The organism is Stutzerimonas stutzeri, from assembly GCF_009789555.1.
Lineage (GTDB): Bacteria > Pseudomonadota > Gammaproteobacteria > Pseudomonadales > Pseudomonadaceae > Stutzerimonas > Stutzerimonas stutzeri_R.
In genome coordinates, this window is record NZ_CP046903.1 from 1 (window position 1) to 23,414 (window position 23,414).

At 57.4% G+C, this 23,414-nt stretch carries 26 protein-coding genes, 1 pseudogene and 1 other annotated feature; of the genes and pseudogenes, 14 read left to right on the forward strand and 13 right to left on the reverse strand.

Annotation, left to right across the window (positions count from 1 at the left end; translation table 11 throughout):
• The first annotated feature begins 221 nt into the window (after nt 1-221).
• From GQA94_RS21835 to GQA94_RS21850, 4 genes are all read left to right on the forward strand, one after another.
• Nucleotides 222-848 (forward strand): TRAP transporter small permease, encoded by a 627-nt coding sequence (locus GQA94_RS21835; RefSeq protein ID WP_017244575.1) that lies wholly within the window; start codon nt 222-224, stop codon nt 846-848.
• On the forward strand, nt 849-2,129 hold the full coding sequence (gene dctM, locus GQA94_RS21840; protein WP_017244574.1) for a C4-dicarboxylate TRAP transporter large permease protein DctM: 1,281 nt from the start codon (nt 849-851) through the stop codon (nt 2,127-2,129).
• A gap of 593 nt (nt 2,130-2,722) precedes the next feature.
• Entirely contained in the window at nt 2,723-3,202 is a 480-nt protein-coding gene (locus GQA94_RS21845) for a YqhA family protein (protein WP_017244573.1), read from the forward strand.
• Between the two features lie 100 nt (nt 3,203-3,302).
• Nucleotides 3,303-3,890, forward strand: coding sequence for a GNAT family N-acetyltransferase (locus GQA94_RS21850; protein WP_233270282.1), 588 nt, complete (start codon nt 3,303-3,305; stop codon nt 3,888-3,890).
• Nucleotides 3,891-3,926: 36 nt separating this feature from the next.
• Here the strand turns inward: GQA94_RS21850 and GQA94_RS21855 are convergent.
• Nucleotides 3,927-5,149 (reverse strand): IS3 family transposase gene (locus GQA94_RS21855; RefSeq protein WP_101152418.1). Its coding sequence is split into 2 segments (ribosomal slippage): nt 3,927-4,864 and nt 4,864-5,149, totalling 1,224 coding nucleotides; the frame shifts between segments, so codons are not numbered across the junction.
• Nucleotides 4,755-4,871: a sequence feature (AL1L pseudoknot), on the reverse strand. Its footprint overlaps the gene before it by 117 nt.
• Before the next feature lie 181 nt (nt 5,150-5,330).
• Between GQA94_RS21855 and GQA94_RS21860 the strand changes: the two genes are divergently transcribed.
• Both GQA94_RS21860 and GQA94_RS21865 read left to right on the forward strand, forming a co-directional pair.
• Nucleotides 5,331-5,891: a hypothetical protein gene (locus GQA94_RS21860; protein WP_080585066.1), complete on the forward strand. Its 561-nt coding sequence runs from the start codon at nt 5,331-5,333 to the stop codon at nt 5,889-5,891.
• A gap of 221 nt (nt 5,892-6,112) precedes the next feature.
• Complete coding sequence (locus GQA94_RS21865) at nt 6,113-7,543, forward strand: IS1182-like element ISPmo1 family transposase (protein ID WP_003291638.1); 1,431 nt, start codon at nt 6,113-6,115, stop codon at nt 7,541-7,543.
• Between the two features lie 947 nt (nt 7,544-8,490).
• Here GQA94_RS21865 and GQA94_RS21870 read toward each other — a convergent pair.
• The 9 genes from GQA94_RS21870 to GQA94_RS21910 all read right to left on the reverse strand — a co-directional run bounded on the left by GQA94_RS21870 (nt 8,491) and on the right by GQA94_RS21910 (nt 15,109).
• Nucleotides 8,491-9,105: a HupE/UreJ family protein gene (locus GQA94_RS21870; protein WP_158190198.1), complete on the reverse strand. Its 615-nt coding sequence runs from the start codon at nt 9,103-9,105 to the stop codon at nt 8,491-8,493.
• Entirely contained in the window at nt 9,102-9,818 is a 717-nt protein-coding gene (locus tag GQA94_RS21875) for a cysteine hydrolase family protein (RefSeq protein WP_158190199.1), read from the reverse strand. Before GQA94_RS21875 ends, GQA94_RS21870 begins: the two co-directional genes overlap by 4 nt.
• Nucleotides 9,815-10,195 carry a nitrile hydratase accessory protein gene (locus GQA94_RS21880; RefSeq protein WP_158190200.1) on the reverse strand — a complete coding sequence of 127 codons (381 nt, stop codon included), beginning with the start codon at nt 10,193-10,195 and terminating at the stop codon, nt 9,815-9,817. The genes GQA94_RS21875 and GQA94_RS21880 overlap by 4 nt, the downstream gene beginning before the upstream one ends.
• Nucleotide 10,196: 1 nt before the next feature.
• Nucleotides 10,197-10,808, reverse strand: a complete 612-nt coding sequence (gene nthA, locus GQA94_RS21885; protein ID WP_158190201.1) for a nitrile hydratase subunit alpha — start codon at nt 10,806-10,808, stop codon at nt 10,197-10,199.
• Nucleotides 10,798-11,502 (reverse strand): nitrile hydratase subunit beta, encoded by a 705-nt coding sequence (gene nthB, locus GQA94_RS21890; RefSeq protein WP_042920333.1) that lies wholly within the window; start codon nt 11,500-11,502, stop codon nt 10,798-10,800. Before nthB ends, nthA begins: the two co-directional genes overlap by 11 nt.
• A 9-nt stretch (nt 11,503-11,511) precedes the next feature.
• Nucleotides 11,512-12,279, reverse strand: coding sequence for an ABC transporter ATP-binding protein (locus GQA94_RS21895; protein ID WP_158190202.1), 768 nt, complete (start codon nt 12,277-12,279; stop codon nt 11,512-11,514).
• A complete protein-coding gene (locus tag GQA94_RS21900) occupies nt 12,276-13,067 on the reverse strand; it encodes an ABC transporter permease (RefSeq protein WP_042920331.1) in 792 nt (263 codons plus the stop codon). The genes GQA94_RS21895 and GQA94_RS21900 overlap by 4 nt, the downstream gene beginning before the upstream one ends.
• A 1-nt stretch (nt 13,068) precedes the next feature.
• Nucleotides 13,069-13,998, reverse strand: coding sequence for an ABC transporter substrate-binding protein (locus GQA94_RS21905; protein WP_233270283.1), 930 nt, complete (start codon nt 13,996-13,998; stop codon nt 13,069-13,071).
• Between the two features lie 181 nt (nt 13,999-14,179).
• On the reverse strand, nt 14,180-15,109 hold the full coding sequence (locus tag GQA94_RS21910) for a LysR family transcriptional regulator (RefSeq protein ID WP_042920327.1): 930 nt from the start codon (nt 15,107-15,109) through the stop codon (nt 14,180-14,182).
• A gap of 146 nt (nt 15,110-15,255) precedes the next feature.
• Between GQA94_RS21910 and GQA94_RS21915 the strand changes: the two are divergent.
• Nucleotides 15,256-15,504, forward strand: a pseudogene (locus GQA94_RS21915) (restriction endonuclease subunit R); the annotation flags it as partial.
• Between the two features lie 219 nt (nt 15,505-15,723).
• Here GQA94_RS21915 and umuC read toward each other — a convergent pair.
• On the reverse strand, nt 15,724-17,004 hold the full coding sequence (gene umuC / locus GQA94_RS21920; protein ID WP_158190203.1) for a translesion error-prone DNA polymerase V subunit UmuC: 1,281 nt from the start codon (nt 17,002-17,004) through the stop codon (nt 15,724-15,726).
• Nucleotides 16,991-17,422: a LexA family protein gene (locus GQA94_RS21925; protein ID WP_158190204.1), complete on the reverse strand. Its 432-nt coding sequence runs from the start codon at nt 17,420-17,422 to the stop codon at nt 16,991-16,993. The genes umuC and GQA94_RS21925 overlap by 14 nt, the downstream gene beginning before the upstream one ends.
• Before the next feature lie 84 nt (nt 17,423-17,506).
• On the opposite strand from GQA94_RS21925, the gene GQA94_RS21930 reads away from it, so the two are divergent.
• From GQA94_RS21930 to GQA94_RS21955, 6 genes are all read left to right on the forward strand, one after another.
• Nucleotides 17,507-18,220 (forward strand): SOS response-associated peptidase family protein, encoded by a 714-nt coding sequence (locus GQA94_RS21930; protein WP_158190205.1) that lies wholly within the window; start codon nt 17,507-17,509, stop codon nt 18,218-18,220.
• Between the two features lie 358 nt (nt 18,221-18,578).
• Nucleotides 18,579-19,517, forward strand: a complete 939-nt coding sequence (locus GQA94_RS21935; RefSeq protein ID WP_158190206.1) for a chromate resistance protein ChrB domain-containing protein — start codon at nt 18,579-18,581, stop codon at nt 19,515-19,517.
• Between the two features lie 29 nt (nt 19,518-19,546).
• Nucleotides 19,547-20,878, forward strand: a complete 1,332-nt coding sequence (chrA, locus tag GQA94_RS21940; RefSeq protein ID WP_233270285.1) for a chromate efflux transporter — start codon at nt 19,547-19,549, stop codon at nt 20,876-20,878.
• Between the two features lie 10 nt (nt 20,879-20,888).
• On the forward strand, nt 20,889-21,215 hold the full coding sequence (locus GQA94_RS21945; protein ID WP_158190208.1) for a rhodanese-like domain-containing protein: 327 nt from the start codon (nt 20,889-20,891) through the stop codon (nt 21,213-21,215).
• Nucleotides 21,216-21,229: 14 nt separating this feature from the next.
• Entirely contained in the window at nt 21,230-21,682 is a 453-nt protein-coding gene (locus GQA94_RS21950; RefSeq protein ID WP_158190209.1) for a chromate resistance protein ChrB domain-containing protein, read from the forward strand.
• Nucleotides 21,683-21,788: 106 nt separating this feature from the next.
• Complete coding sequence (locus GQA94_RS21955; protein WP_158190210.1) at nt 21,789-21,956, forward strand: hypothetical protein; 168 nt, start codon at nt 21,789-21,791, stop codon at nt 21,954-21,956.
• Nucleotides 21,957-22,026: 70 nt separating this feature from the next.
• On the opposite strand, the gene GQA94_RS21960 is transcribed toward GQA94_RS21955, so the two are convergent.
• Nucleotides 22,027-23,070 (reverse strand): hypothetical protein, encoded by a 1,044-nt coding sequence (locus GQA94_RS21960; RefSeq protein WP_158190211.1) that lies wholly within the window; start codon nt 23,068-23,070, stop codon nt 22,027-22,029.
• A 100-nt stretch (nt 23,071-23,170) separates the two neighbouring features.
• Here GQA94_RS21960 and GQA94_RS21965 point away from each other — a divergent pair, with 100 nt between their 5' ends.
• Entirely contained in the window at nt 23,171-23,353 is a 183-nt protein-coding gene (locus GQA94_RS21965; RefSeq protein WP_233270284.1) for a helix-turn-helix domain-containing protein, read from the forward strand.
• Nucleotides 23,354-23,414: the final 61 nt, after the last annotated feature.

The window sequence follows — 23,414 nt, forward strand, 5'->3', positions numbered from 1 at the left end:
CCAGGATTTACGCGCGGCGCCCCGATTTGGTCGATCTCCCTCGGCCATCCCAGCGTCACCTGCGGCCTTCTGGCACATGCCTTGCTCTCCAGATTCTCGACAGGTCATTGAGTACCGCCGTTCATGGCAAGCGCCATGAACATCCCTATTCACGCCTGCCACGGCTTATCAACGGCACCTCACGTGCCACATAACAATGCTGGTCTATTGGAGAGACATCCATGAACGCCCTCAGGCGCGCTTGGGATCACTTTGAAGAGGGCTTCATTGCCTTCCTGCTTGCTGCCATGACGCTAGTCACCTTTGTCTACGTCATCCTCAATAACCTCTACACCGCGTTTTACAGCTTGGGCGATCGCTTCGCTTCTGCTGAAGACCTGTTCTTCGCCATGGGCGACTTCACCATCGGATTGGCCCAGTCGATGACCTGGAGTACCGCCCTGACCAAAGCGCTATTTGCCTGGCTGATCTTCTTCGGCTTGGCCTATGGGGTACGCACCGCCGGCCACATTGGGGTCGACGCCCTGGTCAAACTCGCTCCGCGCCATGTCCAGCGCTATATCGGTGTCCTTGCGTGCCTGTTTTGCCTTGGCTATGCCGGGCTGCTGGCATCGGCGAGCTTCAGCTGGATATCGGCGTTGCTTAACGCCAACATCGGCGCCGAGGACCTTGGACATTTTGGTGTTAAGCAATGGCACATCGGCATGATCGTTCCGATCGGCTTTGCTTTGGTGTTCATCCGTTTCGCCGAGATCTTCGTACGCCTTCTGCGTAACGAGCAAACCGGGCTAGGCCTGGCAGATGAAGCCGCCGAAGCCGTGAAGCTGGGCGCAGAGGAGTTGAAGTAAATGACCATTCTTTTCCTCTTCGTCGCGCTCTTCGCGTTGATGTTTATCGGCGTGCCGGTTGCTATCTCATTGGGACTCGCCGGCTCGCTGACAATCCTGCTGTTCAGCCCTGACTCGGTAACCTCCCTGGCGATCAAGCTGTTCGAGACATCCGAGCACTACACCCTGCTGGCCATCCCCTTCTTCCTTCTCGCCGGCGCGTTCATGACCACTGGCGGTGTCGCACGCCGATTGATTGACTTCGCCAATGCGTGTGTCGGCCATATCCGTGGTGGTCTGGCCATCGGCGCCGTGCTGGCGTGCATGCTGTTCGCCGCGCTGTCCGGCTCGTCGCCGGCAACTGTGGCGGCGGTCGGCTCCATCGCCATCGCCGGCATGGTCCGCTCAGGTTATCCGCAAGCCTTTGGCGCAGGTATCGTCTGCAACGCCGGAACCCTGGGCATTCTCATTCCGCCCTCGGTCGTGATGGTGGTTTATGCCGCCGCGACGGAAACATCGGTCGGCAAGCTATTCATGGCAGGCGTCGTGCCCGGTGTTTTGCTTGGCGTGGTGCTGATGGCGGCGATCTACATTATTGCCGTCAAGAAAAAACTGCCGGCTCTACCGCGGGCGACGTTTCGCGAATGGCTGTCAGCCGCCCGCAAGGCCGTTTGGGGTTTGCTGCTGATGGTGGTGATTCTGGGCGGTATCTATTCGGGGATGTTTACACCCACCGAAGCAGCTGCGGTCGCCGCGATCTACTCGGCTTTTGTCGCGGTATTCGTCTATAAGGACATCACATTACGAGATTGCCCGAAGGTCGTTCTTGAGTCAGGCAAGTTGTCGATCATGCTCATGTTCATCATCGCCAACGCCATGCTGTTCGCGCACGTGCTGACCACTGAGCAGATCCCACAGCAGATTACCGCTATGGTTCTCGAGGCGGGTCTGCAGCCCTGGATGTTCCTGCTGGTGGTGAACATCGTATTGCTGGTGGCCGGCGCGTTCATGGAGCCCTCTGCGATCATTCTGATCCTGGCTCCGATTCTGTTTCCGATCGCCATGGAGCTGGGCATTGACCCGATTCATCTTGGCATCATCATGGTGGTTAACATGGAAATCGGTCTCATCACACCGCCGGTTGGCCTGAACCTTTTCGTGACCTCAGCTGTGACGGGGATGTCAGTGCCTCAGGTTGTGCGCGCGGCCATGCCGTGGCTGATGTTGCTAATCGGCTTTCTGGTGCTGATCACCTATATCCCCGCCTTGTCGCTCGCACTTCCGAACGCATTGGGCATGTAAGGCTCGCCTTAGGGAAGCCCGGCAAGGCCGGGCTTTTTTCATTCTTACTTCAACCGTAGACGGGCAAATCTCGGCCAGAAGCGGCCACTAATTTCTTGGCAATCAACAGCAGAAAAAGCATTATGGAAACAACTGCTCACGCGCAGTCCCATCTTCGGCGGCATGGATGCCTTGCTTATCTCACACAAGCATTCATTCCTGCTAGCTTTGGCGACATGCTGTGAAGCGCGGGCTTATGCCGCATTCGGCCGCCCTGGCTTATACCGCGTTCGATATAACGTCGCAGCAGAAGGGAGTGAAAGATGCATAAAACACTGATCCGCAAGAGAAAAGTCAACATTGTTAGCGAAATGTTAGGCTGCGTATTAGTCGAGCGTTCGGTCTAATCACTGTTAGTGGCTTTTCTCCAGGTCATGTCAGGGTCACGAACGTTTGAAGTAATCCAGCAGTAATCCGACAGCTCCAGTGTTCGGCTAACGCCGTAGAAAGCACAATCTAGAGGTTGATTAACGAGATAGTAGATGGTCCGGTGAAACCGACTAAGAGAAAATTGTGAGTCTGTAACTGACGTTGTGACGCGGCCCGGAGAAATTATGATCGAGAGAGTTTTCAGAAGTAGTCGGTTTATGGTGTGGGTGGCAGTCGTTATCTGTGCGGTGTCATCTTTGCTCTTGTATGGTGCCTCGGTTAACATAATCTGGAATACCGCACTGGATGTAGTACGTGATATACCGGTCTCTGCTGACGACGGCAAGAGCCTCGCGGTTCGCCTCCTGAAGCTGTTGGATCTCCTGCTGATCGCTATTACTTTTCAGATCATGGCGGTTAACCTGTATCGTCTGTTCATCCGTCCGGTGTCTGATGATGACAGAGAATCCCAAAACCCTCTGGACATTAAGAGCTTCCATGATTTGAAGATAACAGTAAGCCAAGTGGCTGTTGTGCTACTGATGGTTCTGTTCCTTGAGCAGGCGGTAGAGATTGGCGCTACGATCGCTACGTTATACTTTGGTGCTGCCATCGGTATCATTATTTTGGCCTCGGTATTCGCGTGGAAGAATATGAAAGACTGATGCACAGCACGCGGTTAGACGTCACCTGCTGGTTGCCTGAACTAGAGAGGCAACCACTCCGCAGAGAATGTAGGCGGCCAACGCTTCATGGGAGCCTGCTTTGGGCAAGAGCCAACGTCACGGGCGTCTGCCACTAACCAATCCAAGCATAGCGACACCATTTCGGTTGCGGCTTCGCCTTCACTACAAAGCTGCGCGTGTTGGCGGCGTTATGCGCATCCATAGAGAGGGTACTCTTATTATTGAAATCAGGAAGGCAGAAAAAGCGGACGTTCCTGCGATACTCGACCTTGTTCGAGGAAAAGCGGAATTCGATGGGTGTTTGAATTCGCTTCAATCTACGGAAGCTGACATTGAGGAAGCTTTCTTCTCCGAACAACCCAAGGCGTTTGCGCTCTTGGCCATGAAGTCAGGCGAGGCCGTGGGTATCGCGACGTACTACAGTATCTATTCCACGTTCATTGCCAAGCCTGGCATCTGGCTAGACGATCTGTTTGTCTATCCGCAGTTCCGGGGAAGCGGTGTGGGCGAAGCTCTACTCTCAGAGCTGTGTATCCTCGCTCAGAATACTGGCTGCGGGCGTATTGACTGGATCGTGGCTACCGACAATGATCGAGGAAGGAGCTTCTACGAGCGCTCGGGCGCTCGGATATTCGAAGAGGTACGGCGTGCCCGGTTAGATGAATGAATCGCCCCGGCTTTTGTGGAGGCCGTTTCGTTTAAGTCAGGCCGCCATGGCCTGACCTGCTTGTTGCTGGTAGAAGTTTGCCTCAGCTTCCGCAGGCGGGATATAGCCGATTGAACTCAGCAACCGCTGGTGGTTGTACCAGTGCACCCATTTCAAAGTCGCCATCTCAACAGCTTCGCGGCTCTTCCATGATTGACGGTAAATCAGCTCGGCCTTGTACAGCCCGTTGATTGTTTCGGCCAAGGCGTTGTCGTAGCTATCGCCCTTGCTGCCAACTGAGGGCTCAATGCCGGCCTCTGCCAGTCGCTCGGTGTAGCGGATCGAGACGTACTGGCTGCCACGGTCGCTGTGGTGGATCAGGCCACCCGTGCGATGTGGCTGACGGGCATACAGGGCTTGCTCCAGGGCATCCAGCACGAAGTCGGTCTTCATGCTGGTACTGACTCGCCAGCCGACGATCCGCCGCGCAAACACGTCAATCACGAAGGCCACATACAGCCAGCCCTGCCAGGTCGACACATACGTGAAGTCCGACACCCACAACTGGTTCGGGCGATCGGCATGGAACTGGCGCTGTACGCGATCCAGCGGGCAGAGCGACTTGTCGCCGGCCACCGTTGTCCGCACGACCTGGCCGCGCCTAATGCCCTGCAATCCAGCCCGACGCATCAACCGTTCCACCGTGCATCTGGCCGTCTCGATGCCTTCTCGCCGGAGCTGCTTCCAGACCTTCACCGCGCCATAGCACTGCATGTTGGTGTTCCACACCCGCTGGATTTCCAAGATCAACGCGTCATCGCGCCGAGCACGGCAACAGCGCAGTTCCGGGTTGCGCTGCTGCGCCGCGTGCCGGCGGTAACCGGACGGGGCGATCTGCAAGACACGGCAGATCGACTCGACCCCGAGACGGTCACGATGCTGATCGACAAATGCCCTCAGGACTTGGTGCGGCGGTCGAGCTCCGCCTGGGCAAAATACGCACTGGCCAGGCGCAGAATCTCGTTGGCTTTGCGCAACTCACGGTTCTCACGCTCCAGGGCTTTGATGCGTTCGCGCTCTTCGGTGGTCGGCCCAGGACGCTGACCGGCATCAGTCTGGTGGCGACGAATCCAGCCATGCAGGGTTTGCGCTGCACAACCAATCTTCGGGGCGATGGCCTCAATGGCCGCCCACTCGGAGGGGTAGTCGTTCAGGTGCTCCAGAACCATGCGCACAGCACGTTCACGGACTTCGGGGGAGTAGGTCGTAGTCTTTCTCATAGCCTCATCTTCTCAAGAGTTGAGGCCTCCACGAAACCCGGGGCGATTCAGAATGTGCGATCAACGCACTTGCAGAGAAAGCGCATAACAAAGCAATGCACCCGACAAGCGGGTGATTGCGGCGTTAGGCACAGTCAAACACGCAACAATCCAATTCTTTCAACCCAGGGGTCTCCCAACTATGAAAGTCAAACTTGTAGCATTAACAGCATTAGTCGCACTTACCTCAAACATTGCGAACGCAAACGAGCCCATCGTTGTAAATCAGGCAGTAACAGAGAAGGAAGCATTAACAGCTCAGCAAGCATGGTGTGCTGCTCTTCTTGATATCAACGCCGCATACGAAAAGGATGGAAAAGTAGCAGCGAGAGCATTGGCCGAGAAAGTCATAGATTCCGCTTACGCCTACCAAATGGGCGCAGTACTCTTTAAGCCTACGCTCACGGTGAACCCTCAAACATTTCGCCCCACACGTGCCGGTGCGCTATCTTATTTCGTTGGCGGTGACCCATCCTTCCCTGCCGACACAGGTTTTGCTCTAAAAGGCTGGAGAAAATGTGAGCCTGTCACTTCTGCTATTTTTCTTGATGGCAATAGCGCAATTACTATGGGGAAAGTTCACTTCACAGATAAAAATGGGAAAGTGACTACCGTTGACAAAACGTGGGGTTACGTTAAAGACGATGCGGGAAATTTGCGCATTAACCTTCACCATTCATCATTGGAGTACCAACCTAAGTAAATCCGCTATAAACCCATAGGCAGTGGAGTTGTTGCCTAACAAGTCATTCCAGCGGACTGCCTACGGCATCCGCTGAATTCCAACGTTAGGTTATCCGAGCAAAAGTGACCCGCCCCTCATTCCTCAGTCACTGTGAATGTCCGCTTCTGGCCCAGAGTGTGTAAAAACATCCCGGTAAACCCTTGCTATGATTTCCGAGAATCTCATCGCAAGGGACGCCCATGAAACGGTTTATCCAGGGTGAACATCGAGGTCAAAGCACCTTACTTCCCGAAAGCCTCGACGACTACGTCAGCGATACCAATCCGGTTCGGGTGGTTGACGTTTTCGTCGATGAACTCGATTTGGCCAATCTAGGTTTTGATGGCGTCATTCCAGCCGAAACCGGCAGACCTGCCTACCACCCGGCGATCCTGCTGAAGATCTACATCTACGGTTACCTAAACCGAATTCAATCGAGCCGACGTCTGGAGCGAGAAGCCCAGCGCAACGTCGAACTCATGTGGCTAACCGGGCGTTTGATGCCCGATTTCAAGACCATCGCCAACTTCCGAAAAGACAACAGCAAGGCCATTCGCGGCGTCTGCCGCCAGTTCGTTTTGCTCTGCCAGCAGTTGGGGTTGTTTGACGAAAACCTGGTTGCCATCGACGGCAGCAAATTCAAGGCAGTGAACAACCGTGACCGCAATTTCACCAGCGCCAAACTGAAGCGGCGCATGGAAGAAATCGAGGCGAGCATCGGCCGTTATTTGGCTGCGCTCGATGCGGCTGATCGACAGATTCCTAGCGCCTCCGCGCCAGACATTGCCAGCCTGGAAGATAAAATCGCCAAGCTCAAATCGCAGATGAAAGAGCTTCAAGGGATCGAAACTCAGCTCAACGATTCCCCTGACAAACAGGTTTCGCTGACCGACCCGGATGCCCGTTCGATGATGACGCGCGGCAGCGGTATCGTCGGCTACAACGTGCAGACGGCGGTCGATACGCAGCACCATTTGATTGTTGCTCATGAGGTCACCAACAGAGGTTCTGACCGCGACCAACTCAGCTCGATGGCCAAGCAAGCTAGGGAAGCCATTGGCGCAGAAACATTGTCGGTAGTCGCCGACCGAGGCTACTTCAAGGGTGAAGAAATCCTCGCCTGTCACGATGCAAACATCACCGCTTATGTGCCAAAGCCGATGACTTCAAGCGCCAAGGCTGATGGCCGGTTCAACAAAGATGCCTTCGTTTATGACGCGACGAAAAACGAATATACATGCCCGGCTGGAGAGGCACTGATTTGGCGATTCTCCAGCGTTGAGAAAGGCATGAATATGCACTGTTACTGGAGTTCAAAGTGCCAGAGTTGCGCGCTGAAAACCCAGTGCACGCCAAGCACAAATCGTCGAGTAAGGCGCTGGGAACATGAAGCGGTGCTGGAGGAAATGCAACGCCGGCTGAACCAAGCACCGGAGATGATGCGGGTTCGAAAACGGACTGTTGAGCATCCCTTCGGGACGCTCAAACAATGGATGGGAGCAACGCACTTCCTGACTCGAAAACTGAATGGGGTGAGCGCAGAAATGAGCTTGAATGTGCTCGCCTACAACTTGAAGCGGGTGATGAAAATCATCGGCACCGAAGGCTTGTTGAAGGCGATGGCGGCGTAAAAGCCCAGCTTTTACTGCCCCAAGAGGTGCCAAAGCGCTTCATACGCGCTCTGAAGCGTTACCGGCGCTGATCGTGGTAAATAATCGGGAAATCGCCACGCCCAGGAGCAATGGGCTGAAGCACGCAAGATAAGAAAGTGTTTTTACACACTCTGAGCCGATAGCGGCCGTTCCTCACTTACTTTAGAACCCAAGCGGCCCCCCAAGATGATCTGGTCTTTACCCCTATCGTCAAACACCCACCCGACTATCCGAAGCCAGCATGAAGGCAATAGCCGTGGGTTGTCGACAAGCCACCTTGGGGCCGGGCCAGCCCGGCGCTGGCGCTGCCGAGTTTGGGGTGGAGGCGCATGGGAGCTCACCCGTTTCCATGATTTGGCAGGCATTAACGCCTACATCCCTTGAGGTTGGGCGGATCCTCCCCCAAACACTGAAACGAAGCGCTGGCGGGCGGGCTGCCACGATGCAAGTGCTGAGTAAATGACAAGTCGCCCTGGAGCCATACCGCCATACTTACGGGACGCGTCACCATCTGTCGATGGTAACGCGATGCAACAACATGCCGACCACCAACTTGCACTACAGATCCAGGGAGCGCCGCCAGGTAGGCGGCCCCGTGAGTCGGCGCGGCGCCAAATAAACGATTTCGAGCAATCCCGTCGTGCTACATCTTCGCCCTGCTGTCTCTTCCTAGCTTTGCGTACCAATAAATGATTCCACATAGCTCGACGCCGGATGTGGCCAAGCATCACCTTCGTGGTAACAGATCAGCAGCCGCATCGGCGGTGAAGGACGCAAGTCGCCTCGCTGCGGACGCTGGCCGAGTGCAGCCGGCTGATGGAAACGACAAGACGCTGCGGTTAGAGCGCTGGGCTATTCGAGCGCAAGTTAACGGCTAGTACTGGGCATCATCCTCCCTGCCCAGGCAAGCCCAGCGATTCGGTTCGCTAACTCGCCAACAACAGCAACCCTAGCCCCGTGAAGACCGCGCCGCCATTGAACGCCCATCGTCGCACAACGCCGGGGGCGTGTGTTTTTACCCAGGTGCGACCCACCATAGCGGTAGCGGATAACACGACCGCCTGGATCAAGGTAAATCCAAAAAAATATCCCATCAGCGGACCCGTCCGTGCACCTATGACATCTTCGGCATAAGCAAAGCCGTGAATAATTCCGGTAATCGCCGCGAGGCCGAGTATGCCCGGCAGAATCGCGAACTGCCTGAGCATCAGCATCAGCCCAGCCACGATGATACCGAGCGCCATGAGAGCTTCCGCCGCCTGAACGTCCATTCCGAGCAGATGGCCCAGCGCGCCGATCCAGGTAGCGGCCAAGAAAAGCACTACACGTTTCCCCACCGATCCCGGATGCAGGGCGAACAACAGCCCCATACCAAGAATGAAAACGATATGCGTCAGATCTATAAGGGGATGGCCAACACCGGACAATACACCGTAGAGAATGCTACCTGGCAGCTCCCCTCCGGTCGGGTGATGCGCATACCCCGGAATGGCGAATAGGCTGATCGCCTTCCCAGCCAGCATCTTGCTGAACCTGCTCATAGTCTTACTCCTTCGGATGAGGTGTCCCCCGGTGATACGCTTTGGAAGGCTTTGTTGAACGACTTCGCAGACGAGACGGTAGCCAGGTAGCCATCCTCGATTTTGAGTAGCTCGATCGCTATATCGTGATAGCGTGGATTGGGCTCAGCGCAGCAGTCCTCAAGCACCAGCACGCTGTAACCCCGATCCGTAGCTTCCCTGGCGGTCGAGCTGACACAGACACCAGTGGTAACCCCGGTCAGAACCACATTCTCGATCCGTCTGTTGCGCAAAACATCGTGCAAGTCGGTTGCATGGAAGGCTCCGGTGCCGATCTTGTCGACCACCACCTCGCCTTCCAACGGCTGGATTTCCTCTATGAAGTCCCAGCCAGCCTCACCGCGGATCAACAATCGTCCCAATGGACCTGTGGCACCTATCTGAGCGCCGGCCCGGGCGGTCTTGAGACGTTTGCTGGCGGGCAAATCCGCCAGGTTGGCGCGATGCCCTTCACGGGTGTAGATCACCAGCATTCCGGTGCGCCGCGCAATCTCCAACACCCCGAGAATGCGCGGCACGATGGCCCGGGCTGCCGCCACGTCGTCGCCCCGTGAGTGCATGTAACCTGCCGGATCGCAAAAGTCGCGCTGCATGTCGATGATCAGCAGTGCCGTACGCTGCGGTTCTAGTACTCCGGTAATGGGAAAGTCATAAGGGTCTCCTGTCACGATCATGCGTGGTGCTCCGAGTCCGCGTGATGAGGGTGATGGTGCCCGGAGCGCTGATGATCGTGCCGGTCCTGCGCCGCCGCCAGAAGCTGATCTTCACGCACGCCGAGCCGCTCCGGTTTGATTAGGTCCTGCTGCTCAAGCAAGCCCTGCAACGCCTCCAGCCAGCAGGTGTAGTACTGCTCATCACTATCGATGCAGCCGTCCTGCTCGTGCAGTTGAATGGAAGCAATCAAGGCCTGCTGGAATTCCTGCAGCGAAAATATCTTTTTCTGCGCCGCTGCCAGCGTCATGCCGAACAGGCGTGCAGCCCAGGGGGAGGCAAAGCTCAAGTTGGCGAGGCCTGCGCGTTGCATCTGGTCAAGCAGTTCATGTGGCTGCATCTTAAGTTCCTGCAATGTCGTGGGCTGGAAGATGGGCCACGCCGATCATCGCGTCGCGGGACACCAGTTCGGCCAGTTCAGCTTCGCTCAGGTGTTCCGTGCCCTCCGGGCGTTCTGGCAGAACCAGATAGCGAATCTCCGAGATGCTGTCCCACACGCGGATTTCGACGTCATCACCCAGCGTCAACCCCATTTCCTGCAGGACCTTGCGAGGTTCGCGTACCAGCCGAGAGCGATAGGCGCTGGATTTGTACCACACCGGCGGCAGGCCCAGGATGGGCCAGGGGTAGCACGAGCACAGGGTGCATACCACCACGTTGTGCACGGTTGCCGTGTTTTCCAGTACGTGCAGGGATTCGGTCTCGGGCCCGCCGATACCCAGCTCCGCGCAGGCCGCCAGGCCGTTGGCCAGCAATCGCTGACGGAAAGCCGGATCGACCCAGGCACGGGCCACCACCTTAGCACCGGTACGAGGCCCGACGTTCTCCTCGTAGTGGTAAACCACCTGATCCACCTCCGCTGAATCCAGCACGCCAATTTCATTCAACAGGCTCTCTATCGCTTCAGTGCGAAGGGCCTGCCAAGCCTTCTCGATCTTGTGGTCATGACTCATGTTGATGTTCTCCGACGGCCTCGAGGTGGTTTTCACTCAGGTCGATGTAGATAAACAGATTGGCCTCGGCCTGCTCTTCGCCCCATAGCGTCTGGGCGCTGAATTGAACGTTATAAACGGGCTGAAGGTTCTCGCCGCGATAATGCGCGCGGGTATCCGGGAAGACCCAGGCCTGGGCATCCACGCGGTGGATCACGCCGACCTTGCCGCGGGTGTAGCTGGTCACGCGGGTGTGGCCCGGGGGATGAATATTGCGTACTCGTACGCGCTGCCCGACGCTGAACTGGGGCGTTACCTGCACCTCCTTTCGCCAGGCGCCCCAACGCACCTTGTCTTCTTCCTGCAAAGGCCAGTTGCGATCCGGGTTGGCTGGCGGAGTCAGATGCTTGAGTCCGGCGCTCAACTCATCGACACGCCGATTGATCTCAGCGGTCGTCAGAATGTTGCGGCGGTCGAGAATCCGCTCCATCGCGAACATCCAGCGGCCGTAGTAGCCCCACTCCAGGTAATCCTGGGGCCGCATCAGCTCGATTTCGTGGCGGTGCTCATCCAGGTTCCACACCCCCAGACGATCGATCACCTGGGTCATGCAGAACACCCGGCTGCCCCAGCGTGTCACGAATACCGGCTCGTTGGGATCGACCTTGACTGTCCCGAAGCCGTGCAGCCCTCCCATGTCATGAATGCCGTTCATCAGGCCTCCTCAATAGATCACATCCTCTATTCGCTTCTGTAGTTGCAGGTAGTCACTGGAGTAACGGTCGCGCATTGCGTCAGAACTGGTATCGGCATCGACCAACACCTGTGCCGGATTGCCGCCCAGCACCAATACCCGGTCACCCACCGTGATAGCCTCTTCCACATCGTGAGTCACCATGACCATGGAGGTGCCGGTCTCCTCCTGCAGGCTGCGCAGCAGACCGTGCATACGCCGCTTCAGGCTGATATCCAGCGCGCTGAATGGCTCGTCCAGCAGCAGCACCCTGGGACGCGTAATCAACGCCCGGGCAATCGCCGTGCGCTGACGCATGCCGCCTGACAGCTGATGTGGATAGGCATCGGCCGCCTCGCTCAAGCCGACGCTGTCGAGCATGCGCCGTACTGTCGCCTTGACGTCCTTCTTGTACTGATTGCGGAAACGCAGGCCGAAGTTCACGTTGCCAGCCACGCTGAGCCACGGGTACAGATTGTTTTCCTGAAAGATCATCACGATCTCTTCCAGCGGCGCATTGAGATAGCGTTGGCGATAGAGCACGCCTCCGCTGTCCTCGCCCATCACGAAACCACCCAGCGCGTTGAGCAGCGTGCTCTTGCCGCAACCGGACTGACCGAGAATGGTGGTGATCTTATTCTCTTGAATGGTCAGGTTCAGTCCCTGTAGCGGGCTTGGTACCGACTGCCGCTTGGCCGGAAAGTTGATGGTCAGATTCTCGATTCTGAACACCGCCTTGGACGCGTCAACGGTCGTCATTTGACCCTCCACCACAGCACCTTGTTGCCGATGAACGCCAGTGTCCGGTCCACCACGAAGCCGGACAGTCCGATCACCAGCATGCCGAACATGATCAGGTCGTTATTGAACAGGTTGCGCCCCATCATGATGATCGCGCCCAGACCATCGCGCAGGCCGACCATTTCTGCCACCAGCACCGCCATCCAAGCGGCGATGAAGTTGGTGCGCAGCAGTGTGAACACGCCCGGAAAGATGCTTGGCAGCACCACATACAGCCACTGCTGCCAGCGATTGGCGCCCAGATTGCCGGAGATGGTCAGATACTCCTGCGGCACCCGGCGTATCTCCGCCAGCGTGCCGATGGTCAGAATGAAGTACACCCCCATGAAGACGATGAATACTGCCGTCACATTGCTGATGCCGAATACCACGATGGCGGTAGGAATCCAGGCGATCGGCGCGATCGGGGCCAGCACGTAAAGCAACGGACTCAGCGACCAGGTAGCGAAGGTTGACAGGCTGATCAGCGCACCCGTGGCAATGGCCGCGATAAAAGCCAGAAACATGCCGGTAAACACCCGGCCAAAGGTCGCCATCAGCGCCTCGTACAACGTCGCTGACTGTGACCCCAGGCCTATGCGGAAGTCGCTCTCAATCACCATCGACAGAAACTGACTCGGTGGCGGCATCACCGTCGTCAGGGCGATATCTCGCAACCCCGCCAACTCCCAGACCGCTACCAGCAAGGTCACTGAGGACAAGCCCACGACCCAGGGCGCGTAGCGTTCCCAGTCAGGTAAACGCATCCTACTGCTCCAGCGACTTGATCAGGTCTATCTCGAAGATGCTCTCGGCGCTCACACCCGGACGCACGTACTGCATCTTCACCAAGTCATCCACCACCTGCTGCACGGCTGCCACATCCGGGACAAAGGAGATCGGCTTGGGTGCCGAGGCAAAGGCGCCCTTGAGTACATCGCTGGACACACGGAAATAGTTCCCTTTCTCAAGCAAATCAACGGCCTTTTCCGGCTCGTTGTTGATTATGTCAGCCGCGCAGATCAGGCCCTTCAGATAACCCTCGACCACTTGGGGCCGCTCGGTCAGGGTCTCTTCCAGTACGCTGACCACGGTGTTGGGGGTGTTGGTCGACCAGGTACTGGCGTTGTTGGTCAGGACTGTCGCGCCGCGCGAAGCGACCATCTCCGAGGTATAGGGCTTGATGTGGCTGAGTATGTCGACATTGCCACTGCGGTATGCCTCGACCATGGCCAGCAGGTCGTCGAAGTAAACAAACTCAATGGCATCCGGTTCCAGGCCACGCTTGGCCAGTTCCGTCACCAAGATCAGCTCCAGCGTATCGCCCTGCAGTACCGCGGCGGTTAGCTTCGGCTTGCCCGCCTTCACGTGCTCAGCCAACGCCTCCATCGAGTTCAGGCCCAGCTCGCCGTCTGCAATCACTTCCATCACACCCCAGCCGCCCGCAGCGCTGATCACTTTGATCGGCACACCACTGTTGGCGGCGAAGAATGGCAGAGTAAAGGGGTTGGTGCTGAAGTCGATGGCGCCGCCCGCCAGCGCCGCGTTGTTGTCACCGGGGTTGGCGAAAAAGCGCGTATCGACCTCCAGGCCCTGCTCTTTAAAACAGCCACTCTCAACCCCCACGAACAGAGGAGCCATATCCAGCGCAATCAGATGGCCCGCCGTCACCTTGACCAGTTCGTCTTCGGCCAGCAACGGTTGTGCGGTTGCAAGCAGCAAAGCGCATGGCAGTAAACTCAGTGTCGATCTTTTCATGATGGGATTCTCCTCGGTTCAGCTCATGACTGAGGTCGATACTAGGCAACCGCTCTGCAGGAAAAAATCACCGAGTTTGCGTCTTTACTTGGCATTTCTCTGAAGTAAGCGGCCGAGCGCACTAAAGAGGGGCAGGCTGGTGAATGCCCTTCGAGTCTTGACCCAGGCATTCGAGAAAGCTGGTCAGGACCGCCGAGCGAGGTGATTCGTTGGCACGGGTGGCGAGCGTTATGTCTGAATAGCGCACGAATTTGTCGGGCAACAACGCTACCAGTTGACCGGTATCAAGCCAGCGTTGGGCGTAGTGTTCAGGCAAGCAGCCAACGAAAGGTCCGTTCAGAATCATCAGTGCAGCGGCCTCTACGTTACTTACCGAGGCGATGATGCTGTCGTCATGGTCGCTAATGAAGGGGAACTCCTGCGACAGCATGAAACTTCTGACGACCTTGGCCGCCCCAGGGACCCGCTGCGCTATCTCGTGGGGATCCGTTAGTCGCGCCAGTGGGTGTGACTCGCTGCAGACCAACACGTCCCGCTCCCTATACAAGGACCGGTATTCGAGGCCTGGTTTCCGCTGGTAGAAAATGCCCACGGCCAGATCCAGGCGCCGTTCCAGCACCCCTTTCTCCAGCTCTTGCGGCGACAACACGTGCATGCACAGCTGAAATCGGTAGTTGGGCAAACGAAGAAAACGCGACAATGCCGTAGGCAGTGGGCATGTCGAATCAGTAATCAGATTGTCTATCACGCCCAGCGTCAGCTCACCAAGGATGTTATTTCGCAGGTTCTTGGCATTTGTCTCTAGCAGCTCTACGGCGGCGAGAAAATCCAGCATCTGTCGATAGAACACCTCTCCCTTGGGCGTCAACGCGAAACCACCTCTGCCGCGGTCACACAGTCGGAAGCCTAGCCGCCCTTCCAGCTTGCTCATATGTGAGCTGATGGTCGACAAACTCAGGTTCAGCCCTGCCTGAGCATTGGCATACCCCTCAGCTTCAACCACCGCGAGAAAAATTTTGAGCAACTTGAGATCGATATCCGAAAGGTTCATTCGAGCTCCTGAGGTCTTGCGAGACACCCTCGGTACAGTGCCGAGACTACTCAATGGATCGGGCATGCGGACCGTTACGGGGCCGTGGCCCATTTGACACAGAGGCATAAGCAAGCTTCATGCCACTGGGGCGCAGTGCGGGGATGCGACTGTTGGACCGCTACCAGCAATCACTGCTTAAGGACTTCGACAGAATCCTGAAAGGCACGCCTAAGCAGCTGGAGATACTGCGCAACAAATGTCACGATCACGAGCTGTTCTTCAAATTTGTGATCGTGCAGCCCGCGATATCTGCGAAGAAGGTATCGAAGGAGCAGCTTGCCGTATTGGGAACGAGCTACTCGTATATCAAGAGCATCTCGGGCTCGGACATAAAAGTCATTGTTAGCCCTTAATTGACTTACATCAGCGGAATTACAGCTGATTCCGCTGACGTCATGCTGCGGCCGCGCCTCCGATAACTACTTCGCCTTTGCCGCCACAACCTGAACCGTACTAAATCTCCTATGTACTCAATGACCGCTACTGGCCGAGAGCAGACATTGCTGAACCCCATATCAAACTAACTTTTCCCGTCATCCCTCCGACAGTTGGGAAGTGTCACATCCGCTCCCCTAGTTGCAGCGAACCACCCATAGCTGATCCAGCCTGGTCGTGAAACTCTGGCTCATCATGTCCCGTCGCATTCCCCAATCCGGCGTCGTAGTTATTCGGCCTGGTCTCAGGGTATTGCGGCCCCACTTGGCATTGATCGCATCGAGCACGCCCATGACGCGCTCCGAGGCGGCAGGCTGGGTTTCGGTGAAGAGGTCAGCGGTATATTCGCCGCGCTGGCGGAGGTCCATCAAAAGGACCTCGGCCTTGCTGAAAGAGAAGCCGTCCCGATAAACGTGTTCCAGACCTGCAATAGCCGCCCGAGTGATGTGCCGGGTGTCATCAGTGGGATACGGCAGCTCGCACACTACCCCTTTTGCGAACTTGGGCTCGTCGGGATTGAACATGCCGGTGCGGATGCTCACTCGTACGCGCTTGCACATCGATTGCTGCTTCCGCAGTTTCTCGCTGGCCCTGGCGGCGTACGCCGCGACCGCCTCCTTAATCGGCTCTAGTTCGCGCAGACGCTTCCCGAACATTCTCGAGCAGCAAATCTCCTGTTTGGGAGCCTCCATTTCCTCCAGATCAAGGCACGGCGTGCCGCGCAGCTCACGGGCAGTCTTCTCAATCATTACGCTGAACTGCTTGCGCAGAGTCCATGCATCCGCGCTGGCCAGGTCCCAGGCTGTGCGAATGCCCATCTTGTTCAGGTGTTCAGTCATCCGACGCCCAACGCCCCACACGTCGCTAACGTTGGTCACCCGCAGCACCTTATCGCGGCGCACTGGGTCGAGCAGCTCTACAACCCCGCCGGTCTGTTTCTGCCACCGCTTTGCAGAATGGTTAGCCAACTTGGCGAGTGTTTTCGTTCCGGCTATCCCCACTCCAACCGGGATGCCCGTGCAGCGCAGTACATCGGCGCGGATTCGCCTGCCAAGCGCTTCCGTGTTCGGCACACCGGTCAGATCCGCAAATGACTCGTCGATTGAGTAGACCTCTACAGCCGGCACCAGACTTTCGATGACCGTCATCACTCGCTCGCTCATGTCGCCGTACAACGCGTAGTTGCTAGAAAACACCACCACGCCCCAGCGCTCCAGGTCACGCCGGATCTGGAAGTACGGCGCGCCCATCTTGATGCCCAGTAGCTTGGCCTCGGCTGAACGCGCGATCACACAGCCATCGTTATTCGAGAGCACAACGATAGGGGTACGCCGCAAGTCCGGTCGGAAGACGCGCTCACAGCTGGCGTAGAACGAATTGCAATCGATGAGAGCGATCACTCTCTCAATATTTGCCATGGATTCGGATGCTGTATGGCACCACACCCCATACGTAGAGTTCTTCGCTTTCTAGCAAATATCGCGGCGGGAATTTCGGATTAGCTGAGCGCAGGATTACCTGGCTACCGTCCCGGTCGAAAATCTTGACCAGTGGCTCGTTGTTCAGCGCTGCGATAATTACCTCGCCCTTCTCCGCCTCACGCCCACGGTCAATTATCAGGATATCTCTGTCGAAAATACCTACATGAATCATGCTCTCGCCATCGGCACGAGCAAGGTAAGTGTGCGGGGCCCGAATGTTCATCATCTCGTCAAGCGAGATGCTTCCCTCCATGTGGTCCTGAGCGGGACTAGGAAAGCCTGCTGGCACGCAAAAACTGAAAAACGGCAGTGCAATTGTGGAGGGAGCGGCAGGTCCCAAGATGTGGACGGGCATGATACGCACCTTAAGAATACTGTATATTTACACAGTATTCTTAAGGTGATCCCCGGTCAATTGAACTAGACGTGCGGAGTCATCATGTGTGGACGTTTCGCCCAGTACCGAGTCGCCTACGAGTACTTAGACAGGATCGCAGTGCAGTTGCCCTTGCCGTTACGTGGAGGCATAAACCCTGAGCCTATCGGGCGCTACAACGTACCGCCTCAATCGATGGTTCAACTGCTTCACCAGGACGACGACGGCCTTCGTATGGAACCGGTCAAGTGGGGATACGCCCCGTTGTGGGCGCAGGGGAAGCGACCGCCAGCGATAAACGCTAGGGTGGAAACAGCCGCGACAAGTAAGTTTTTCCGCGATATATGGCAGACCGGCCGCGCGATCGTGCCGGCGGACGGTTGGTACGAGTGGAAGAAGGACGAGGCCAACCCGAAGCTCAAGCAGCCCTACTACACCACGCTCCGCACAGGCGAGCCGATGTTTTTTGCAGCACTTGGAAGATTCCAGCGAGGCGGCTCACTGGAGCCGCGTGATGGTGACGGTTTTGTGATCATCACCTCATCCAGTGATGCCGGGATGTTCGACATCCACGACCGGCGTCCATTGGTGCTATCGCCGGAGTGCGCTTCGCGCTGGATTGATCCCGAGCTTTCGCAGCGCGACGCTGAGAATCTCGCCCTAGAGCATGGATTGTGCGTGGAGGAGTTCGACTGGCATCCGGTAGGCAAAGCAGTAGGCAACGTACGGAACGAGGGTCCCGCACTGATCGAACAGATCAATCATCCTCTGTTATGAATTAGACGGGACGCCCTCCTGAGGTAGTAGAAAACATCTCTCGTTTCTCGATAGTCAAAAGCGAATCACGCCGTAGAATGCGCGTCCATTTCCTGATGCCCCCGCTCAAATGAACCGCTTTGTTTCTGCGCTACTTGCTTCGCTCCTGTGTATTCCAGTGATGCTGACACCCAGTTCCAGCGATTGTGACCCGTCCATGCTGGAGGTTCCGCCCCACCCATTCCAGTGGTTGTGATCCACTCCGCTGATGATTCTGACCCGCCCCGAAAGCCGGTAGGTACACCGCAAGCGCTTGCGGTCTCCTTTGTTCCGGATCAATATGTAGAGAATCATTCATATCTGAATATATCTCTACTAAATGAAGTTGCTAGCACTCATCCTTTCCTTGCCCACCGAGAATGCCACTGCTCGGCAACGGGCTTGGCGCTCGCTGAAAGCCTCCGGTGCAGCTGTTCTGCGTGATGGTGTCTATCTGATGCCTGAGCGCGAGGACTGTCGCGCCACCCTGGATGGTTTGGCCTCAGATGTACGGGACGCTGGCGGGGCAGCCCATGTGCTGCGCGTCGAAGAGCCTGAGGGGGCGAACTTTACCGACCTGTTTGATCGCGGCGAAGACTATGCGGCCGTCTTGGGTGAAGTCGGACAAGCGCGGAATGTGCTGACTGTCGATACCGTGCAGGACACGCTCAAGCAGGTGCGCAAGCTCCGCAAAGCTTTCGCCAGCCTGGTCGAAATCGACTTTTTCCCTGGCGAGGCACAGCAGCAAACGGATAAAGCCTTACAGGAACTGGAGCTAGCCTGCGCCCGCGCTCTGTCCCCGGATGAGCCTCACGCCATAGCCGGTGTCATCGCGCAGCTGCATTCATCCGACTACCAGGGGCGCACCTGGGCGACACGACAGCGGCCGTGGGTGGATCGCTTGGCCAGCGCCTGGCTGATCCGCCGCTTTATCGATCCGCAGGCCAGGATTCTGTGGCTGGCCAGTCCTGGGGATTGTCCGGCCGATGCGTTGGGCTTCGACTTCGACGGCGCGACCTTCAGTCATGTCGGCAGCCGCGTCACCTTCGAGGTGCTGGCGGCAAGTTTCGGCTTGGAGCAACCCGCTATCGCACGGCTGGGTCTGCTTGTGCATTACCTCGACGTAGGCGGCGTACAACCGCCCGAGGCCGCAGGCATCGAGAGCGTACTAGCCGGGCTGCGCGAAACCCTTACCCAAGACGATCAATTACTGACTGCCGCTTCCGCCATTTTTGACGGTTTGCTGGCCAGCTTCGACAAAGGAGTACCTTCAACGTGACGCAAGCAGCCGCGCAGAACGCGGAAACACTGACACAAGCACCGCAGCCGGTCAGCTTCTGGCAGGCCTTCGCTTTCTGGCTGAAGCTCGGTTTCATCAGCTTCGGCGGCCCGGCCGGGCAGATCTCGATCATGCATCAGGAGCTGGTGGAGCGCCGACGCTGGATATCTGAACGCCGCTTTCTGCATGCCCTGAACTACTGCATGCTGCTGCCCGGCCCGGAGGCCCAACAACTGGCCACCTATATCGGCTGGATGATGCACCGCACCTGGGGCGGGGTGATTGCCGGGGCGCTATTCGTATTGCCGTCACTGTTTATCCTGATTGGCCTGTCCTGGCTGTACATCGCCTACGGCGACGTGCCGGTGATTGCGGGGCTGTTCTATGGGATCAAACCCGCCGTGACCGCCATCGTGGTACAGGCTGCTCACCGCATCGGCTCGCGGGCGCTGAAGAACAACTGGTTGTGGGCGATAGCTGCCGCTTCGTTTGTGGCCATCTTCGCTCTCAAACTACCGTTCCCGCTGATCGTGCTGGGTGCTGCCGTGATCGGCTATTTCGGCGGGCGTTTCGCCCCTGACAAGTTCAGCATCGGCGGCGGGCATGGTGCTAGCAAGCAATCCTTCGGCCCGGCGCTGATCGATGACGACACCCCGACACCGGAACATGCGCGCTTTCGCTGGCCGCGCCTGCTCTTGCTGGCAGTCATAGGCGCGGCGCTGTGGGCATTGCCCATGGGCCTGCTGACCGCTCTGTTCGGCTGGGAAGGCACGTTGACCCAGATGGGCTGGTTCTTCACCAAGGCCGCGTTGCTGACCTTCGGCGGTGCTTATGCGGTGCTGCCCTATGTCTACCAGGGCGCAGTCGGCCACTACGGCTGGCTGACCCCGACGCAGATGATCGATGGCCTGGCCCTGGGCGAGACCACGCCGGGGCCGCTGATCATGGTTGTGGCCTTTGTCGGCTTCGTCGGCGGCTATGTGCAGCAGGTATTCGGTGCCGATCAGGCCTTCCTGGCCGGAGCCGTGGCCGCCAGCCTGGTCACTTGGTTCACCTTCTTGCCGTCCTTCCTGTTCATTCTCGCAGGCGGCCCGTTGGTGGAGTCGACCCACAACGAACTGAAGTTCACCGCACCACTGACGGCAATCACTGCCGCCGTGGTCGGGGTGATCCTCAACCTGGCACTGTTCTTCGGTTACCACGTGCTCTGGCCGCAAGGCTTCAGCGGCCATTTCGATTGGCCATCAGCACTGATCGCGCTGGCAGCCGCCGTTGCCCTGTTCCGCTTCAAGCGTGGCGTCATCCAGGTGCTGGCGGCCTGTGCGCTGGTAGGTCTGGCTGTGCACTTGCTGCAAAACTGAGAGGTGGGAAATGAGTCGAATCTCGATTTGCGAACTGGCGGAGTGGCAGGCCGCAGGGCGGACGTTCAGCCTACTGGATGTACGCCGCACGAGCGTTCGGCTTGCCGATGCCACAGAGATCCCCGGCGCACACTGGCGTGATCCCGAAGCAGTCTTCACCTGGAAGGATCAGGTTCCACGGGACAGGCCAGTGATTCTCTATTGCGCCAAGGGGCATGAAATCAGCCAGGGTATCGCCGCCACACTTGAGGCCATGGGCCTGGATGCGCGCTACTTGATCGATGGTTTTACTGGCTGGCACAGCGCTGGCCAGCCCACCCGGAGCCTATCCCGATAGGCAGGAGGTGCTGCATGAAGTGGATCACCCGAGAACGCCCGAAGATCGACCGGATCGCCTGTCCTTGGCTGATCGCCCGTTTTATCGACACAACTCCGGAGTTTCTCTATGTGCCGAGTGGCGATGTGCTACGCCTGGCGCAAGAGGAAGGCGCGACGCCTTACGACATTCCCGGTGTCGAACTCACCCATGAAGGCGAGTTGTGCAGCTTCGATGCGTTCTTGAAGAAGTACCAACTGGACGAGCCGGCCTTGCAGCAACTGGCGCAGATAGTGCGTGGTGCCGATACCTCAAGGCTCAATCTCACGCCTCAGTCGGCGGGGCTGTATGCCATCTCCCTGGGATTGTCGAAGACCTTCAGCGATGACCATGAAATGCTGCGCCATGGCCTCATCATGTACGACGCCCTGTATGCCTGGTGCAAGGACTGCCAGGGCGAATCGCATAACTGGCCGCCACAGATGTGAGGCGACTGCCAGCCACTGCCAAGCTCCACGATAATGTTGCAGGCTGTAGGGTGGCCGTGCATCTCCGTGATGGTGATGCACAGCACTTACTCAGAGGAGATACGCAATGCTTTTACCGGGAGCAGAAGCGCTGGGAATGACGCAACGCCAATGCCTGGATTTGCTGGAAAGCGCCGAGGATACACTCGACTTCCTGACGTCCAGCCTGACCTACCTGATTCATGCGGAGAGCCAGCAGGCGCAGCCAGATATGGCCCTGATCGCAGAGTGGTAAGCCTTGGATCAGGAGATATTCGACGTGCAGTATTCGCTGCCGGGCTCGGACGTGAAGGTCTATCAGCAGGTCATTGAGACTTATGGTCAGCGCAACCGCGAGCTACGCCCGGTTGTTGATCGGTACATGGCGAAGTAGCTGACGGCTGTACAGGACGCCCTGCACCAGAGCGTTTGCCACCCCATTGTCCCCGCACGTCTTCTCGGCATCGGTGCCAGCCCTCGGCCCGTATGAGCATTGGCCAAATCAGCAGCGGATGCTCATGCAGGTGCTGATTAATCAGACGGTAAGTCTGGTGGGCCTTGGGCGGTAGGCCATCAGGGCTGTGCAGTAGATCAAGCAGCATGCTCATGGCATTCCCATCGCTGAGTTCCTGCTGCCGCTCACCGAGCAATTGCCACAACAGCGGGCGACGCTCAGTCAGCCAGGCCGCAATGCCCTGTTCGGGGAACAGCACCACGGGAGTGAAGAGCCCTTCATGGAACTCCGTCACTTCCTTGGTCAGGATGCGATTTACCGCCTTATCGAACCGCTCTCTTTGGCGAACGCCTGACTTGTAGCGTGCCGCCGCAGCTTGCGTTCCGACCTCATCCTGGAGCGGAACATGGGGAGAGTGGTGTGCACAGAGTTTTCGTCCTGGTAATGGCTGCCGCCAACACAACGTGCAAAAGCTGAACGGATCAACTCGCTGACCATTTTCCAAGCGCAAATGACTCTGCACGGGAATCTTCAGTTGAGTACACATGCTGAGGAAGTAGGTGACCTCAATGACAGTAGGGAATGTGTACTCCCTTGGCGGCCAGGTCGTGTATTGATGAATAAGCTCCACTGCCTTCATTACTTCAAACAGCTGGGGGTTGTTGCTCTTGCCAACACAGCACCCCAGATCGGCATAAATTCCCCAGATGCCATTCCAGGTCGCTATGCGCTGCCCATAAAGCACATAGCAATGCTCAGGCGGGATCAGTGGCTGTAGGTACTGCCTGATCAGCCGCAGTGCGATTGCGGGCGTAACAGCTATGTCAGCAGCGTGCAGCCTGATTGCCCAGAGGGCAACCGCCACGTCCTCGTATACGAAAGAGTCGAGAAATTCATCGTCCAGGTAGAGCGGCAAAATCAAGTGTCCAGTCTGGCTAGTAGTTGGGCATCCACCAACTGCCTAGCATGCGCTATCGGGATATTGCAGTGCAGGCAAGGGGATGACGGTGGAGACGATGACACTCATGGAGGTGAGCCAGATTCTCAGGATTTCTGAGCATACGGCGCGCAACCGACTGAGCATGGGCTTGCCGATGCCGCCTTCGTTCCGCGTCGGCCGCCGCCGATTGTTCCTCAAGCAGGAGGTCGAGCGCTGGCTGGCCGCGCAGGCTGGTGTATCCGGTAGCCACGACCGCTAAGGCCCAGAAAGACTACAGGACATCACGCTATCGATTAGGTCATGCGAGCAACAAAAACTGT

Coding starts and splice junctions, on each gene's coding strand:
- GQA94_RS21880 (WP_158190200.1), bottom strand. CDS start 10,195: ATGCAGCCACATGAACTGCTTGACCAGATGCAACGCGCAGGCCTCGCC.
- nthA (WP_158190201.1), bottom strand. CDS start 10,808: ATGAGTCATGACCACAAGATCGAGAAGGCTTGGCAGGCCCTTCGCACT.
- GQA94_RS21860 (WP_080585066.1), top strand. CDS start 5,331: ATGAAAGTCAAACTTGTAGCATTAACAGCATTAGTCGCACTTACCTCA.
- GQA94_RS21925 (WP_158190204.1), bottom strand. CDS start 17,422: ATGCCCGTCCACATCTTGGGACCTGCCGCTCCCTCCACAATTGCACTG.
- GQA94_RS21845 (WP_017244573.1), top strand. CDS start 2,723: ATGATCGAGAGAGTTTTCAGAAGTAGTCGGTTTATGGTGTGGGTGGCA.
- GQA94_RS21900 (WP_042920331.1), bottom strand. CDS start 13,067: ATGCGTTTACCTGACTGGGAACGCTACGCGCCCTGGGTCGTGGGCTTG.
- GQA94_RS21865 (WP_003291638.1), top strand. CDS start 6,113: ATGAAACGGTTTATCCAGGGTGAACATCGAGGTCAAAGCACCTTACTT.
- GQA94_RS21835 (WP_017244575.1), top strand. CDS start 222: ATGAACGCCCTCAGGCGCGCTTGGGATCACTTTGAAGAGGGCTTCATT.
- GQA94_RS21895 (WP_158190202.1), bottom strand. CDS start 12,279: ATGACGACCGTTGACGCGTCCAAGGCGGTGTTCAGAATCGAGAATCTG.
- GQA94_RS21930 (WP_158190205.1), top strand. CDS start 17,507: ATGTGTGGACGTTTCGCCCAGTACCGAGTCGCCTACGAGTACTTAGAC.
- GQA94_RS21910 (WP_042920327.1), bottom strand. CDS start 15,109: ATGAACCTTTCGGATATCGATCTCAAGTTGCTCAAAATTTTTCTCGCG.
- GQA94_RS21945 (WP_158190208.1), top strand. CDS start 20,889: ATGAGTCGAATCTCGATTTGCGAACTGGCGGAGTGGCAGGCCGCAGGG.
- GQA94_RS21870 (WP_158190198.1), bottom strand. CDS start 9,105: ATGAGCAGGTTCAGCAAGATGCTGGCTGGGAAGGCGATCAGCCTATTC.
- GQA94_RS21965 (WP_233270284.1), top strand. CDS start 23,171: ATGACACTCATGGAGGTGAGCCAGATTCTCAGGATTTCTGAGCATACG.
- GQA94_RS21955 (WP_158190210.1), top strand. CDS start 21,789: ATGCTTTTACCGGGAGCAGAAGCGCTGGGAATGACGCAACGCCAATGC.
- GQA94_RS21935 (WP_158190206.1), top strand. CDS start 18,579: ATGAAGTTGCTAGCACTCATCCTTTCCTTGCCCACCGAGAATGCCACT.
- nthB (WP_042920333.1), bottom strand. CDS start 11,502: ATGAACGGCATTCATGACATGGGAGGGCTGCACGGCTTCGGGACAGTC.
- GQA94_RS21950 (WP_158190209.1), top strand. CDS start 21,230: ATGAAGTGGATCACCCGAGAACGCCCGAAGATCGACCGGATCGCCTGT.
- GQA94_RS21875 (WP_158190199.1), bottom strand. CDS start 9,818: ATGATCGTGACAGGAGACCCTTATGACTTTCCCATTACCGGAGTACTA.
- umuC (WP_158190203.1), bottom strand. CDS start 17,004: ATGGCAAATATTGAGAGAGTGATCGCTCTCATCGATTGCAATTCGTTC.
- dctM (WP_017244574.1), top strand. CDS start 849: ATGACCATTCTTTTCCTCTTCGTCGCGCTCTTCGCGTTGATGTTTATC.